This is a genomic window from Citrobacter sp. R56 (assembly GCF_016811995.1).
GTDB classification, from domain to species: domain Bacteria; phylum Pseudomonadota; class Gammaproteobacteria; order Enterobacterales; family Enterobacteriaceae; genus Citrobacter_D; species Citrobacter_D enshiensis.
The window spans coordinates 1,936,242-1,951,593 of sequence record NZ_CP069159.1; the positions used below are offsets into that span (position 1 = coordinate 1,936,242).

General features: G+C 53.7%; 12 protein-coding genes. 7 read left to right on the forward strand and 5 right to left on the reverse strand.

Annotation, left to right across the window (positions count from 1 at the left end; genetic code table 11):
* Positions 1-12 precede the first annotated feature (12 nt).
* Positions 13-402, forward strand: a complete 390-nt coding sequence (gene cheY, locus JM656_RS09265; protein WP_203360901.1) for a chemotaxis response regulator CheY — start codon at positions 13-15, stop codon at positions 400-402.
* Between the two features lie 10 nt (positions 403-412).
* Entirely contained in the window at positions 413-1,057 is a 645-nt protein-coding gene (gene cheZ / locus JM656_RS09270; RefSeq protein ID WP_203360902.1) for a protein phosphatase CheZ, read from the forward strand.
* Positions 1,058-1,096: 39 nt separating this feature from the next.
* Here the strand turns inward: cheZ and JM656_RS09275 are convergent, their stop codons facing one another.
* The 4 genes from JM656_RS09275 to JM656_RS09290 all read right to left on the reverse strand — a co-directional run bounded on the left by JM656_RS09275 (position 1,097) and on the right by JM656_RS09290 (position 6,169).
* Positions 1,097-2,266 (reverse strand): fimbrial protein, encoded by a 1,170-nt coding sequence (locus tag JM656_RS09275; protein ID WP_203360903.1) that lies wholly within the window; start codon positions 2,264-2,266, stop codon positions 1,097-1,099.
* Complete coding sequence (locus JM656_RS09280; RefSeq protein WP_203360904.1) at positions 2,256-4,811, reverse strand: fimbria/pilus outer membrane usher protein; 2,556 nt, start codon at positions 4,809-4,811, stop codon at positions 2,256-2,258. The genes JM656_RS09275 and JM656_RS09280 overlap by 11 nt, the downstream gene beginning before the upstream one ends.
* Before the next feature lie 9 nt (positions 4,812-4,820).
* Positions 4,821-5,513 carry a molecular chaperone gene (locus tag JM656_RS09285; RefSeq protein ID WP_203360905.1) on the reverse strand — a complete coding sequence of 231 codons (693 nt, stop codon included), beginning with the start codon at positions 5,511-5,513 and terminating at the stop codon, positions 4,821-4,823.
* A gap of 92 nt (positions 5,514-5,605) precedes the next feature.
* Entirely contained in the window at positions 5,606-6,169 is a 564-nt protein-coding gene (locus JM656_RS09290; RefSeq protein ID WP_203360906.1) for a fimbrial protein, read from the reverse strand.
* A 554-nt stretch (positions 6,170-6,723) separates the two neighbouring features.
* Between JM656_RS09290 and flhB the strand changes: the two genes are divergently transcribed.
* The 5 genes from flhB (at position 6,724) to JM656_RS09315 (ending at position 13,377) form a co-directional block, all read left to right on the forward strand.
* Positions 6,724-7,878, forward strand: a complete 1,155-nt coding sequence (flhB, locus tag JM656_RS09295) for a flagellar biosynthesis protein FlhB (protein WP_203360907.1) — start codon at positions 6,724-6,726, stop codon at positions 7,876-7,878.
* Positions 7,871-9,949, forward strand: coding sequence for a flagellar biosynthesis protein FlhA (gene flhA / locus JM656_RS09300; protein WP_203360908.1), 2,079 nt, complete (start codon positions 7,871-7,873; stop codon positions 9,947-9,949). Before flhB ends, flhA begins: the two co-directional genes overlap by 8 nt.
* Complete coding sequence (gene flhe / locus JM656_RS09305) at positions 9,949-10,344, forward strand: flagellar protein FlhE (RefSeq protein WP_203360909.1); 396 nt, start codon at positions 9,949-9,951, stop codon at positions 10,342-10,344. The genes flhA and flhe overlap by 1 nt, the downstream gene beginning before the upstream one ends.
* A gap of 306 nt (positions 10,345-10,650) precedes the next feature.
* Positions 10,651-12,234, forward strand: coding sequence for an MFS transporter (locus JM656_RS09310; RefSeq protein ID WP_203361261.1), 1,584 nt, complete (start codon positions 10,651-10,653; stop codon positions 12,232-12,234).
* A 3-nt stretch (positions 12,235-12,237) separates the two neighbouring features.
* Entirely contained in the window at positions 12,238-13,377 is a 1,140-nt protein-coding gene (locus JM656_RS09315; protein WP_203360910.1) for a glycoside hydrolase family 105 protein, read from the forward strand.
* 5 nt (positions 13,378-13,382) lie between these two features.
* Here the strand turns inward: JM656_RS09315 and mrdA are convergent, their stop codons facing one another.
* Positions 13,383-15,299: a penicillin-binding protein 2 gene (mrdA, locus tag JM656_RS09320; RefSeq protein WP_203360911.1), complete on the reverse strand. Its 1,917-nt coding sequence runs from the start codon at positions 15,297-15,299 to the stop codon at positions 13,383-13,385.
* Positions 15,300-15,352: the final 53 nt, after the last annotated feature.

Consider the following 15,352-nt stretch of genomic DNA (forward strand, 5'->3'; position numbering starts at 1 on the left):
GAGCAAATTTTTATGGCGGATAAAGAGCTTAAGTTTTTGGTTGTGGATGACTTTTCCACCATGCGTCGCATTGTGCGCAACCTGCTAAAAGAGCTGGGTTTTAACAACGTCGAAGAGGCCGAGGATGGCGTGGATGCGTTGAACAAACTGCAGGCTGGTGGGTATGGGTTTGTCATTTCCGACTGGAATATGCCCAATATGGACGGTCTTGAGCTGCTGAAAACAATCCGTGCAGACGGCGGAATGTCCTCGCTGCCGGTATTGATGGTGACGGCGGAAGCCAAGAAAGAGAACATCATTGCTGCGGCTCAGGCAGGGGCGAGTGGTTACGTGGTGAAACCGTTCACCGCCGCGACGCTGGAAGAGAAACTCAACAAAATCTTTGAGAAACTGGGTATGTGAGGGTGTGACGATGATGCAACCATCAATCAAACCTGCGGATGATCACTCGGCAGGGGATATCATCGCGCGCATCGGCAGCCTGACCCGAATGTTGCGCGACAGCCTGCGGGAACTGGGGCTGGATCAGGCGATTGCAGAAGCGGCGGAAGCGATTCCGGACGCGCGCGATCGTCTGGATTATGTCGTGCAGATGACGGCGCAGGCGGCAGAACGCGCGCTGAACAGCGTTGAAGCGTCTCAGCCGCACCAGGATGAAATGGAGAAAGGGGCGAAAGCGCTATCCCAGCGTTGGGATGCGTGGTTTGAAAACCCGATCGAACTTTCTGACGCCCGTGAACTGGTCACCGACACGCGGAAATACCTTGGCGATGTGCCGGGGCATACCAGTTTTACCAATGCGCAGTTGCTCGACATCATGATGGCGCAGGATTTCCAGGATCTTACCGGTCAGGTGATCAAGCGCATGATGGATGTGATTCAGGAGATCGAGCGTCAATTGCTGATGGTCTTGCTGGAAAACATTCCGGAGCAGGGCGCGCGTCCGAAACGCGAAAATGAAAGCCTGCTGAATGGCCCACAGGTCGACACCTCGAAGGCTGGCGTTGTTGCCAGTCAGGACCAGGTGGATGATTTGCTGGACAGTCTTGGCTTCTGATAACTCGCGCCGCCCAGTGCAAACCGGGCGGCTTTTCTGCTAGCGAAGCTCCATTTTCACCGTTACGTTACCCTCAAATTTACCCGGTTCTGGTTTTTTCTCGGTGGTGCCAACCGGGGCGGCTTTCATGATGATGCTGCCGTTGCCCTGTCCATCCATCGTCACCGGTAGGTCCAGCGACCCGTCCAGCACAACGTCATCGTTGTTTTGATCAAACATCCGCACCCCAATGTCATCCCGGCCCTCCATTTTGGCAATCAGACTGTTGCTGCCTGAAACGACCCCCTGATCGGCACTGAGTGTCAGCTGAATTTTCCCGGTGTTAGCGGCCGCCGGATCGTCACAATGGTAAGAGATATTGACGTCTCTGAGCGTATAGCTTGCCGGAGGCTTACCCTGCACAACGAACTGTGAGGTGACAATATTGCCGAGTTCAACCTCGATGGTGCTGCCGGCGTTAATCGTACAGCTGAGCGGGGCGCTGAGTTTTCCCATCAGGTGAAAATCGGAAACATGTTGGGTGTCGGTGACGGCACAATAGTTTCCGGTAGAGAGGCAGGAATAGTTTTGCGCGATCACGGTCAGTGGGATGATCTCTTCGCCTAAAATGGCTTGCTTAACGTAGAGCGTGATCACGACAACATTCCACTTAAATTCCCGCTTAATGCTGCTTGCACCAGTCTGAGGGCGCGTTGCGTCACTGCAAACATCGCTGATTGACTCTGACGGTTTTATCGGTTCAGTCTTCTTCTGCATGCTGGCGAAGGGGGTGGGGTAACTATCAATGTTGATTTGCGTTATGTTAGTGCCATCGGGTGAGTTTATGGCATCGGCGTAGGCGGTGACATCGATATCTAAATGATCGGTCAGCGAGCCATATCCATTTGTTCCTGCAGGTAACGGGCTGCCGGCGGCGGTGAGTTCATAGACGTAAGCGGTTTGGGATGTGCTCATATTCTTCGGGCAATCGCAATTGGCGACGACCGAGGGCCCTACGGCGACAAAATGGTATTCCGGATTGCTGATAATTTGCCCATCCTTATTATTCTCAGCGGTGAGTTCCGTATTGATGGTGGTGGTGTAATCCACCGGCGGCGGGAAGCAGTTGGTTAGTATGACGGTAGCGGCGCGAGTCGCGAGAGGTAAGGCCAATAGGACCATAACGAGTCCGACGCTGTAGAGTCGGCGGGTGAAATGTTTATTCTGCATGAGTTGTCTCCGGCTTGCAGAGCGCACTGACCTGGCGGATACCGCCGGGGGCCGTGTCGGAAGAAGATGAAAGCGTGATGTCAGCATGGCAGCGCTGTTGTGCGGAGTTTCCCCACTTCACTGTCAGAGGGAGAGTTTCGCCGACCCCGGCGAGATACAGCACGCCGCGATCGTCGACAATGCCACTGAGAGGGAGGTCATCGACGCTGGCGACGGCGCCAAAGGGGATCGCCCGGCCATCAGGGCGGGTGAGAGACACCAGAACCCGGTAGCCGACATGTGCCGTAAAGTGCGTACTGACGGCGGCGTTACGGGATGGCACCACGGTCATCGCGGTGGCATCCGTATCCACATCAGACGGCAAACTGGTGGTATCAATACGGATCACGTTTTCCTGGTAAGGCGTCAGTGAAGGGATGACCGCGTTGCCAAAAAGATCGGTTTGCACGCCCCGCTGGTTGGCAAAATGCACGCCAGAAGCGCCTTTGGCACTGACAATGGCGAATTGATCGCCCAAGGGCTGAGCAAGCGTGATGCCTGTAGGGTGAGCCACTATCCCACCGCTGATCCCATAGCTCAGCTGCTGTGAGCTATTGGAGGCGGAGGCGTATCCGGCGTTAAGATTGGCATATTGCGAACGATAGCTGCTATAGACGCTACTGCTGTCGCCGCCGCCATGGTTAGTCCGGCTCTGCTGGAGTGAATAACTGAGCCGATCATCATCCAGCAATGTGCCACTAAGCCCCACATTCTGCGAAGTATCCCCTTGCTTACTGGTGCTGAGATTGTAGCTGGCCCAACTTTTAGGTAGCCATCGGGAGAGCGGCAGGCTAAAACCCAGTGATAGCATCTGATCGCTGGGTTCGTCGCTGGTTTTGCTATAGGTATAAGCCAGGTTGACGCTGACGTCGCCAATCATCCGATTGATGCCCGACGTGATGCTTCGCTCTTTGTGGCTGGTTTGCCAGTAATCCTGTTGATAGCCGGAAATGTACACACTGCTGTCGAGTACGGTCTGGCTAACGTTGAGCTGGAGTCGGCTGCGTTTGTTGTAGTTGTAAGACCAGTCGCTATCGTTCGCATCGTGCTTTTCGTTAGCATCGGCAAACGTGTAATAACCGTCGGTCGAGTATCGGTAACTCGCCAGGCTGAAGTTAGTGCCTGTTGCCTCAATCTGTTTGGAATACATCAGACGCCAGGACTGCCCGTCGTGCTGTTCGTGATTATCCAGTTGCGTGCGGGCCAGCGTTACATCGGTTGAGATGGCGCCCAGCTCCCCCAACATGACCCCTGTACCGCCATTCACCGCCTGGTAGTCCGAAGACGTGGTTACGCCGCCGAAAAACGTCAGGAAGTTATTCAGACCATAAATAAGACTGGCCTGAGCGAAAAGGGGCTCTCTGGCGGCTTGACTCTCGTCTGCACGATAGCGGGCGAGAGTCACTTCGTAGCGGATATTGCCGGGTCGCTGCATGATGGCGACGCTTGAATAGGGCTGGGTGAAATGATGCTCGGTCCCATCGGCTTCTTTAATTGTTACGTCAAGATCGCCGCTATTGCTGGTGGAGTAGAGATCGGTAATTTCAAAAGGACCGGGTGCGACGTTGGCCTGATAGATGACATACCCATTTTGTCGCACCGAGACTTCGGCATTAGAACTGGCGATACCGCGAATAACCGGGGCAAACCCCCGCTGGTTATAGGGCAGCATTTGATCGTCAGATGCCACGTTGATGCCGCGGTATTGCAGGCTGTCAAAGATCTCGCCACGGGTGCTGTTTTCGCCAGCGATAAACTGGGCTTTTAAACAACGGATATCATGCTGGAGCCAGGTGTTAATGGTTTGCCAGGATTGCGTCTGATCGGACTGGTTCCAGGTTGAATAGTTGCGTAACCGCCAGCCGCCGAGATTGGCGCCGCTGCGCAGGTTAAGATACTGGCTGGAACCGTGGGTTTGATCCCCACCGCTACGCTCTGAGCCAGAAAACGCATAGTTGGTAAAGAGTACCGGCACGCCGTCGTTCCAGGATGACGCTGCAATCTCATCTCCATGATGCTCGTCAATAGCCGCTTGCGGCATACTGATGCGTAACGTCATGGCATTAAAATCAAACGTCACAGTAGCAAAAGGAATGTAATCGCCAGGCGGCTTTCCCAGCGGCTCATTGGCAGGCAACTGCGCCAGTTCAGGGTAAGCCTCGACACGAATCCCCCATTGCCGTAACTGCTTAGGGGTTAACTGCGGCTGCAACGCCCCGGTTTTATCATTAATATAGGTAATCGATTTATCGTCGATGTACTGTTTATTCATGATCACTTTGGTGTGATATGTGCCGGGTAATTGCCCGTTTTCTTTTGAAAACAAGGAGAGATCGATATCCTGCTGCGATAGCCCGTCTCCCTCAAGTGATGAAGGGGCGAAGTAATATTCCCGCGCATTGACGTTGCTCACCGCGACGAGGAGCAAGCTGCTCAAACCTCTCAGAAGAGGATTGAGTCGTTTCAAAGGGCGGAAGAGGGACAGGCGCAATCCATTAGCAGCCATTGAGCACCACTATTTCTGGTTTAAACTGGCGGTAAACTCCGCGCTTGCATTGCCGTAGTCGGTAATGCAGCGCCAGCTCACCTTCGCGCCATTCACGGCGTTAGCGAGGGGGAATGTTGCGTTGGCTTTCGGGGCAACCATGTCAACGTGGGTTATCGACTTACCATTTATTCGCAGGGTATCGAAAACGCTGTAATAGTCGCCGTCATGGGTAATGAAAACCTGCCCCCCACGCTGACTAAAACGCAGATTTTTACAGGTATCCATGGGGGCGTTTTTCAGTCCTACCGGGCGCCAGAACAGTTTTAATCTGGTTTTGTAAATAAGGCGTAAGACATTATTTTGGTTGTTGTCTTTCGCGATAGCCGGGATGGTGCGAACGTTCATATAAAACAGGGATTCACGATCGGTGGGGAGCGCCTGCCCGGACCAGGTAATACGCAGGCTTTGTTCTTTTTGCGGATCGAGTCGAAAGAGCGGGGGGGTCACAATAAACGGCCCCCGGGTTTTTCCATCGCCGGTATCCGTCCATGACTGAATAAGCCAGGGGAGCTCTTTTTCTGTATTGGTGAGCGCCAGCGCCACTTCTTTTTTGCTTGCATCATAAATAACACGCGTACGCCCCACCTGGATCCCTGCCGCGTGGCTGAGAGTGGTAAATGCATAGGGGGTGAGACAAATGATGAGCGGAAGAAGGCGCATATAAAAACCTTTAATAAACAAATGTGTTATAAAATAGTTCCTGACGTGTTATTAACGGCATCGCTAATAACACGCCGGAAAAGACTCCGGATTTACTCATATAGAATATTAATTGTTAAATCGGCATTGGCTTCACCCGCGGTTACCGTTGATGAGATGGACTTATAGCGGGCATTCAGCATGGTGGAAATGGTATCTGTTGCGCTGGTTGACAATGGGATATAAACTTGCCCGCTTGACTTATCAAACTTGATCAGAGTGGTATCATGGTCTAACTCGCTGAGGACGATAGCCACGCCTTCGGCTTCTGAAACGGCCAGTCTGTCTGGTGACCCCGCGACTGTTGTGCCAGAAAAGGTGAGCTGAATCGCTGCAAGCCCATCGCTTTTCACCGGACAGTCCTTAAGCTCAATGGGAACCGGTGTGAGAGGTGTTTCCGTTCCCACCGTTTTGAATAACGACGTAGGGTAAGTCCCCAATGGCACTTTATACTCTGTTGTACCACCATCGCCTACAACCACGCAGCTTGGCGCAATAATTTCCCCGGTAAAGTGGATTTTCCCGGCATTATCTTCCGCAGCAACGTTTCCCCGAGCGGCAATGGCGGTTGACGTTGACAGGGCCAAAAGCAAACAAACAAAAATATTCCTTTTCACGCTATTATTCTCCAGAACAATTAAAGCCGGTAAGTATATTAAATAAAAATATAGTTCAGGGATGTTCCATTTAAATGAGTGTCGCTAGTATACACTGAAGTTTCTTATTCGGAAGTGACTGTTATTTTTTCATGGAGCGGGGTCGTGGTTTTTTGATGTTTGTCATTTTTATTTATTCTTGATTTATATGTATCCCTGTGAATTTATTTTCCAGATAATAAAGTAAAGGTGTTTTAGGCCGTGTATGAGTGCTGTTGTAGGTGTTCTGTTATTTGTATTTGCGTTGTTATTATAGGATTCATGTTTAATTAATTTTGTGGGGAACTGTTTTTGATTTTTATAAATTCCAGTGAAGATATATTTATTTTCAATAAATAAGCGTTAGCAATTAATAGCGCAATGTTCCGTAATAATGTCAGTTCTCCACGCTGAAAACCTCGCCCTAAACGTAAATCAATGGTCTAAAAAGAGCGCTTTACGGGGTCTTTTCGCGCCATTGGCAGTGGCGCGTTCTGTCATCATAACGCAGAGACAACCTGGCGTGAGCGCGTGCTGTGGCAGACGAAAGCGATACCGAAGACAAAACAGAAGCCCCCACACCCCACCGACTCGAAAAAGCACGGGAAGAAGGGCAAATTCCCCGATCCAAAGAGCTGACCTCACTGCTGATTTTGCTGGTGGGTGTTTGCATTATCTGGATTGGCGGCGAGTCGCTGGCGGGGCGGTTATCAAACATGCTTTCGGCGGGATTACGTTTCGATCACAGCATGGTGAACGACCCCAATTTGATACTTGGGCAAATTATTCTGCTGATCAAAGAGGCAATGTGGGCGCTGTTGCCGCTGATCACCGGCGTGGTGCTGGTGGCGCTTATCTCCCCGGTAATGCTGGGGGGACTGGTTTTTAGCGGCAAGTCACTGCAGCCCAAATTCTCAAAACTGAATCCCTTGCCAGGCATCAAACGCATGTTCTCCGCGCAAACCGGGGCAGAACTGCTGAAAGCGATACTCAAATCCACCCTGGTGGGCAGCGTGACGGGGTTTTACCTGTGGCACAACTGGCCGGAGATGATGCGTTTGATGGCTGAGTCGCCGGTGACGGCGATGGGCAACGCGCTGGATCTCGTCGGGCTCTGCGCGCTGCTGGTGGTGCTGGGGGTGATTCCGATGGTGGGTTTTGACGTTTTCTTCCAGATTTTCAGCCATCTGAAAAAGTTACGTATGTCGCGCCAGGATATTCGCGATGAGTTCAAACAAAGCGAAGGCGATCCGCATGTTAAAGGGCGCATTCGCCAGATGCAGCGTGCGGCTGCGCGTCGCCGCATGATGGACGATGTGCCGAAAGCCGATGTCATTGTCACCAACCCAACGCACTACTCGGTGGCGCTGCAGTACGACGAGAACAAAATGAGTGCGCCCAAAGTGGTTGCCAAAGGGGCGGGGCTTGTGGCCCTGCGCATTCGCGAAATAGGCGCTGAACATCGCGTGCCAACGCTGGAAGCGCCGCCGCTGGCGCGTGCGTTGTATCGTCATGCTGAAATTGGTCAGCAAATTCCTGGACAACTGTATGCCGCTGTGGCGGAAGTCCTGGCATGGGTCTGGCAGCTTAAACGCTGGCGCCTTGCCGGTGGGCAGCGTCCGCCACAACCTGAAAATCTACCGGTGCCTGACGCACTGGATTTTATGAACGAGAAGAATACCGATGGCTAATCTGGTTGCGATGCTGCGCCTGCCCAACTCTATGAAGTCCACCCAATGGCAAATCCTTGCCGGGCCGATCCTCATCCTGCTGATTTTGTCGATGATGGTGCTGCCGCTGCCCGCGTTCATCCTCGACCTGCTGTTCACCTTTAATATCGCGCTGTCGATCATGGTGCTGCTGGTAGCGATGTTCACCCAGCGTACGCTGGAATTTGCCGCTTTCCCGACCATATTGCTGTTTACCACGCTGCTGCGCCTGGCGCTGAACGTGGCGTCAACACGTATCATTCTGATGGAAGGGCATACTGGCGCGGCGGCGGCGGGCAAGGTGGTTGAAGCCTTCGGTCACTTCCTGGTGGGCGGGAACTTTGCCATTGGTATCGTGGTGTTCGTGATTCTGGTCATCATCAACTTTATGGTTATCACCAAAGGGGCAGGGCGTATCGCGGAAGTTGGCGCGCGCTTTGTGCTGGATGGGATGCCCGGCAAGCAGATGGCGATTGATGCCGACTTAAATGCGGGGTTGATCGGGGAAGACGAAGCGAAAAAACGGCGCACGGAAGTGACGCAGGAAGCCGATTTTTACGGTTCGATGGATGGTGCGAGTAAGTTCGTTCGCGGGGATGCCATCGCCGGTATTTTGATCATGGTTATCAACGTGGTGGGGGGACTGCTGGTGGGGGTTCTGCAACACGGCATGAGCATGGGGCACGCGGCGGAAAGTTATACCCTGCTGACCATCGGCGACGGTCTGGTCGCGCAGATCCCGGCGCTGGTGATTTCAACGGCGGCGGGCGTCATTGTGACCCGCGTCAGTACTGACCAGGATGTCGGTGAACAGATGGTCGGTCAGTTGTTCAGCAACCCGCGCGTCATGCTGCTCAGTGCGGCGGTGCTGGGACTGCTGGGCCTGGTGCCCGGGATGCCGAACCTGGTCTTCCTGATGTTTACTGCGGCGTTACTGGGTCTTGCCTGGTGGATGCGGGGCAGAGAGCAAGCCGCGCCTGCCGAACCGCAGCCGGTGAAGATGCCGGAAAACAATTCGGTGGTGGAAGCGACCTGGAATGATGTGCAGCTCGAAGATTCTCTGGGCATGGAGGTCGGTTACCGGCTGATCCCGATGGTGGATTTTCAACAGGACGGGGAGCTGCTCGGCCGTATTCGCAGTATTCGTAAAAAGTTTGCCCAGGAGATGGGGTTCCTGCCGCCGGTGGTGCATATCCGCGACAATATGGATCTGCAGCCTGCCCGCTACCGAATTCTGATGAAAGGGGTGGAGATCGGCAGCGGCGATGCCTATCCTGGCCGCTGGTTGGCGATTAACCCGGGGACGGCGGCGGGGACGCTGCCAGGCGAACCGACGGTGGATCCCGCTTTTGGCCTGGAGGCTATCTGGATTGAAAGCGCGTTGAAAGAGCAGGCGCAGATTCAGGGCTTTACGGTTGTGGAGGCGAGCACTGTTGTAGCTACGCACCTTAACCATCTGATCGGTCGGTTTGCGGCGGAGTTGTTTGGCCGCCAGGAAGCGCAACAGCTGTTGGATCGCGTCTCGCAGGAGATGCCTAAACTGACAGAAGATCTGGTGCCCGGCGTGGTCACACTCACCACGCTGCATAAAGTGCTGCAAAACCTGCTGGATGAGAAAGTGCCGATTCGCGACATGCGCACCATCCTCGAGACGCTGGCCGAACATGCCCCGATACAGAGCGATGCGCAGGAACTCACCGCCGTGGTGCGTGTGGCGTTGGGGCGCGCCATTACTCAGCAGTGGTTCCCGGGCAATGACGAAGTGCATGTCATTGGTCTTGATACCCCGCTTGAACGTTTGTTATTGCAGGCGTTACAGGGCGGCGGCGGACTTGAGCCTGGTCTGGCGGATCGTTTGCTGGCGCAGACGCAAGAGGCGTTGTCACGCCAGGAGATGCTGGGCGCGCCGCCCGTGCTGCTGGTGAATCATGCATTGCGCCCGCTGCTGTCACGTTTTTTACGTCGCAGTTTGCCGCAACTGGTGGTGCTTTCGAACCTGGAACTCTCGGATAACCGTAACATTCGCATGACCGCGACCATCGGAGGCAAATAATGCGTAAATTACTCAGCGTGCTGTGTCTGCTACCGTGGATGGCGCTGGCTGCCGGAGAAGGGGCGTGGCAGGACAGCAGTACCGGTATTACCCTGAATTATCGCGGTGAGTCCGCATCTTCATCGCTGTTGTCCTCGCGACAACCGGTTTCCGGCTTAATGACGCTGGTGGCCTGGCGTTATACCCTGGACGGCCCTACGCCAGCGGGGCTGCTGGTGCGCCTGTGCTCGCAATCTCGTTGTGTGGAGTTAGAAGGGCAGAGCGGAACCACGCGCGGATTCACCAATGTGCCCGCTATCGAACCGCTGCGTTTCGTCTGGGAAGTGCCGGGTGGAGGACGCCTGATCCCGGCGCTTAAGGTCCAGAGTAACCAGGTGATTGTTAACTACCGCTAATTGTCAATTGTCTCTATTTCAGGCGGTTGGCAGGTGAAAATGCAAACCGCTTCGCAATTATTCAACCTCTTTTTTGATTTGTAGGAAACGCTGTTTTATAAATCGGTGACACGTGTTGCCGGACTCTTTGTGTTTCTGCCACTACACGAAATGCGGTGGCAGAAACAAAAAGGTATCACTTCCTGTAAGCTTCTATTGTAGCCGTGTATGAACTCCCCCTGGTTTTTCACTTACTCCTCCGTTCGTCTGGTGGGGCTGGTGAGGTCCAGCGTTGGCGATCTCTTCATCTTTGCAGGGTTAACGGCAATGAATACACGTAAAATTGGATTGGTGAATTATTTTGCTTATGGGGCTGGTGACTTTTTAGGTGCCGGAACGACCGCGCTAACAGCTGCCTGGCTTCTTTACTTCTATACGACGTTTTGCGGGTTAACGCCGATCGAGGCGACGTTCATTTTTGCCGCTGCAAGGGTACTTGATGCCGTTGTGAGCCCGCTGATGGGCTTTTTAACCGATAACTTCGGCTCTACGTGGCTCGGTAAACGTTTTGGCCGTCGTAAGTTCTTTATTCTGCTCGGGATCCCTTGCGTATTCAGCTACTCACTGATGTGGGTTGGCGACATGAGTTTCTGGTACTACCTGCTCACCTATCTGATCTTCGATGTCGTTTACACCATGATCCTGGTGCCTTACGAGACGCTGGTGCCGGAAATGACCGATGACTTCAAGCAGAAGACCAAATTCTCCGGGGCGCGTATTGCAATGGCGCAAATGTCCGCCATTCTGGCCTCCTTCCTGCCGGGCATTCTGCTGACGACCTTTGGTAAAGACAACCCGGTCTCCTTTTTCTATGCCAGCATGGTGTTCTCGGTACTGTGCGCGCTGATGCTGACGTTCGTGTGGTTCTTTACCTGGGAGCGTCCACGTGAAGAGTGGACGGAAGCGGCTCTGCGTGCCGAGGAAGAGAAGAAAAATCTGAACTTCCGCCAGAGCATGAGTCGTCTGTTCGTCGAACTGAGTTCGACGCTGCGTATCAAAATTTTCCGTCAGCATTTGGGGATGTACCTTGGCGGATACATCGCCCAGGACGTCTTCAACGCGGTCTTTACCTACTACGTGGTCTTCGTTCTCATGCAGGAAGCCTCAATGGCGTCGAATCTGCTGGGTACGATGGCGATATTCCAGTTCATTGCGGTTATCGGGATGATCCCGCTGTGCATCCGTTTCGGACCTGCACCGTCATACCGTATGGTGGTTGTCCTGTTTGGCCTGAGTTCGCTGTCGTATGCCGTTCTCTATTATGCCGGTATGAGCGATGTGTACACCCTGTTACTGCTGGTTTCTGCGATTGCGGGTCTGGGTCGTGGCGGGATCAACTATGTGCCCTGGAACACCTATACCTACATTGCCGATGTCGACGAAGTCATTACCGGACAGCGTCGTGAAGGGATCTTCGCAGGCATTATGACGCTGACCCGTAAAGCGTCTCAGGCGGGAGCGGTGATGCTGGTGGGGATTGTGATGCAAATGTCGGGCTTTGTGTCAGGGCAGAGTACGCAGCCTGAAGCCGTCAGCCACACCATTTTGTTGATTCTGAGCTGCGGCACGCTAATCGTACTGGCGCTGGGCTTCCTGGTTTCCCTGCGCTTCAAGCTGAATTTACAAACGCACAGTGTTCTGCGTGAAGAGACCTCCAAAATGCGTAACTCGGGCCGGGCACTGCCAGAAGAGATTACGCCGCAGGCACGCGCCACCGTCGAGATGCTTGCAGGCATACCGTACGAATCACTGTGGGGTAACAACAATATTGGTTACCTGAACCGTAATAAACCGGCTGCGCCGTCTCTTAAGCAAGGCGCGGCAATGAATTCGACATACAATAGAGGTTAAGATATGAAAGTTTGGCCCGTCAAACACAGCCCATTATTACGTCAACCGGAGCGTTTTATCTCACGGGAAGCGCTGAAAGACTTGATTCAGACGGTGACTAAAAACCTGGTGGAGATCAAGGATGAGACAGGTCAATTTTTGCTACGACTGGATGATGGCCGGGTAATTGACACCAAAGGTTGGGCCGGATGGGAGTGGACCCACGGCGTCGGCTTGTACGGGATGTACCAGTACTACCAGCAGACCGGCGATGAGGCGACGCGCGACACCATCGACAGCTGGTTTGCCGACCGTTTCGCCGAGGGCGCAACCACCAAAAACGTCAATACGATGGCACCGTTTTTAACGCTGGCCTACCGCTACGAAGAAACCCGCAACCCGGCGTATCTGCCGTGGCTTGATAGCTGGGCAGAGTGGGCGATGAATGAGATGCCACGCACCGACCACGGCGGTATGCAACACATCACACTGGCGGAAGAAAACCATCAGCAGATGTGGGACGACACGCTGATGATGACGGTGTTGCCGCTGGCGAAAATTGGCAAACTCCTCAATCGTCCGGAGTATGTAGAAGAAGCGACCTATCAGTTCCTGCTGCATGTGCAGAATCTGATGGATAAAGAGACGGGGCTGTGGTTCCACGGCTGGAACTATGATGGGCACCATAACTTTGCCAATGCCCGCTGGGCGCGTGGCAACAGCTGGCTGACCATCGTGATCCCGGATTTTCTGGAACTACTGGATCTGCCTGAAAACAACGCCGTCCGCCGTTATCTTGTGCAGGTGCTGAATGCGCAAATAGCTGCACTGGCGAATTGTCAGGATGAGAGCGGGTTGTGGCATACCTTGCTGGACGATCCGCAATCATACCTGGAAGCGTCGGCCACGGCGGGATTTGCCTACGGTATTCTGAAAGCGGTACGTAAACGCTATGTTGGTCAGGAGTATGCGGTGGTTGCTGAGAAGGCCATTAAAGGCATCGTAGCGCACATTTCACCGCAGGGTGAGCTGCTGCAAACGTCCTTTGGTACCGGCATGGGCCATGACCTTGATTTCTATCGCGAGATCCCGCTGACGTCGATGCCGTACGGCCAGGCGATGGCGATGCTGTGCCTCACCGAATATCTGCGTAAGTACTTCTAATCCACTCAAACGCTCCCCGGTGTCGGTTTCGCTACCGGGGATGCACCTTCCGCCTGGCCGTGAACGGGCTGGGCAACAGCGTTTTGCGTCACAAACAGATGGTCGAGTATTTGACGCATCACCGGCGCGGCGGTCACACCGTCGCTGCCACCATTTTCCAGAATCAATGCGATGGCGACTTTTGGGTTGCTATAGGGCGCAAACGCGGTGTAGAACACGTGGTCACGCAGGTGAATCGGGATCATTTTCGCATTGTAGGTCTGGTTCTCTTTCAGGCTGAACACCTGAGACGTACCGCTCTTGGCGGCAATCCCGTAAGGTGCCGTGTGGAAGAACTTATAGCCGGTGCCGTTAGGGGAATTGGCCATACCGAACATCGCCTGGCGCACCAGTCCCCAATACGGTGATGCGGCGTTGGCGATTTGTGTCGGTGGCGTGGCAGCATGGTAAGGAATCCGTGTTTTGCCGTTATCTTCTTCCTGCAACAGGTGAGGGGCGATCACTTTCCCATTGTTGAGCAGGGCCACCATTGCTTTCACCATCTGAATCGGCGTGGCGATCCAGTACCCCTGACCGATGCCGACCGAGATGGTATCTCCCTGATACCAGGTCTTTTTATGTACCCGCTGTTTCCAGTCGCGGCTCGGCAGCAGGCCGTTGTACTCTTCGTTAAGGTCGATACCGGTCGGTTTACCGTAGCCAAACTGCGACAACATGCGGTCGATCCTGTCGATGCCCATCATGTAAGCGACCTGATAGAAAAAGGTGTCAGCCGACTCTTCAATCGCTTTGGTGACATTCAGCATGCCGTGGCCGGTTTTCTTCCAGTCGCGGTAGCGGCGTTCGGTGCCGGGGAGCGTCCATGTTGGCGCGCCAAAGAAGCTGGTTTGCGGTGTAATCACGCCGTTTAACAGCGCCGACATCGCCATATACGGTTTTACCGTGGATGCCGGAGGATACAGCCCTTGGGTGACGCGATTAATCAACGGCAGATCTTTATCCTTCAGCAGCTTGTCGTACGCCTGATAGCTGATGCCTTTCACAAAGGGATTCGGGTCATAGCTGGGATTCGAGACCATCGCCAGTACCGCGCCGTCATGCGGATCTTCAACCAGTACCGCCGCGCGTTGTCCGGCAATCAGACTCTCAATATATTCCTGCAGGTGGAGGTCCAGCGTCAGGTGAATGTTTTTCCCGGCGACGGGAGGAACATCTTTCAGCAGACGGACAATCCGTCCATGATTATCCACCTCCACTTCCTGATAGCCGGTTTTGCCATGCAGTTCGTTTTCGTAGTAGCGTTCAATACCCTGTTTGCCGATGTTATGGTCGGCGGCGTAGTTTTCCGCAATCCCTTCTTTGCTGAGTGTTTTTAGATCGCTATCGTTAATTTTTGAGACATAGCCAAGCACGTGCGCCAGTTCCGCACCGTAGGGATATTCCCGATCCTCATAGCTATTAATGGTGACGCCGCTGAAACGAAATTGGTTCACTGAGAAGCGCGCAATCTCGACATCGGTCAGGGCATTTTTAAGCACCACCGGGCGATAGCGACTGCCTGATTTCAGCGCATGGCGAAAGGCATCAATATCATCCTGTGTCAGGTCAACGATGGGGGCTAATTGCTGGATTAGTGTATCCATATTGCTGATTTTGTAGGGCGTAACCGCGATATCGTACCAGGTCACGTTGCGTACCAGCGGGATGCCGTTGCGGTCATAGATCATGCCCCGGGTAGGTGCGACCGGCAGCATTTTAATGTCGTTCTCATTCGAGCGGGTCGCGTAGTACTGATGCTGGCGAATTTGTAAATTGTAGAGATTGAAGAGAAGGATCCCAAAGCAGATAACCACCAGGCCGAACGCCACCACTACCCGTCTCAGAAAGAGTTTCTCTTCTGCTGCGAAATCTTTAAACGTCATTGACCCATACCTGATTAATTAGCCGCCTAATGATACGCAGAGGTCAATGCGAT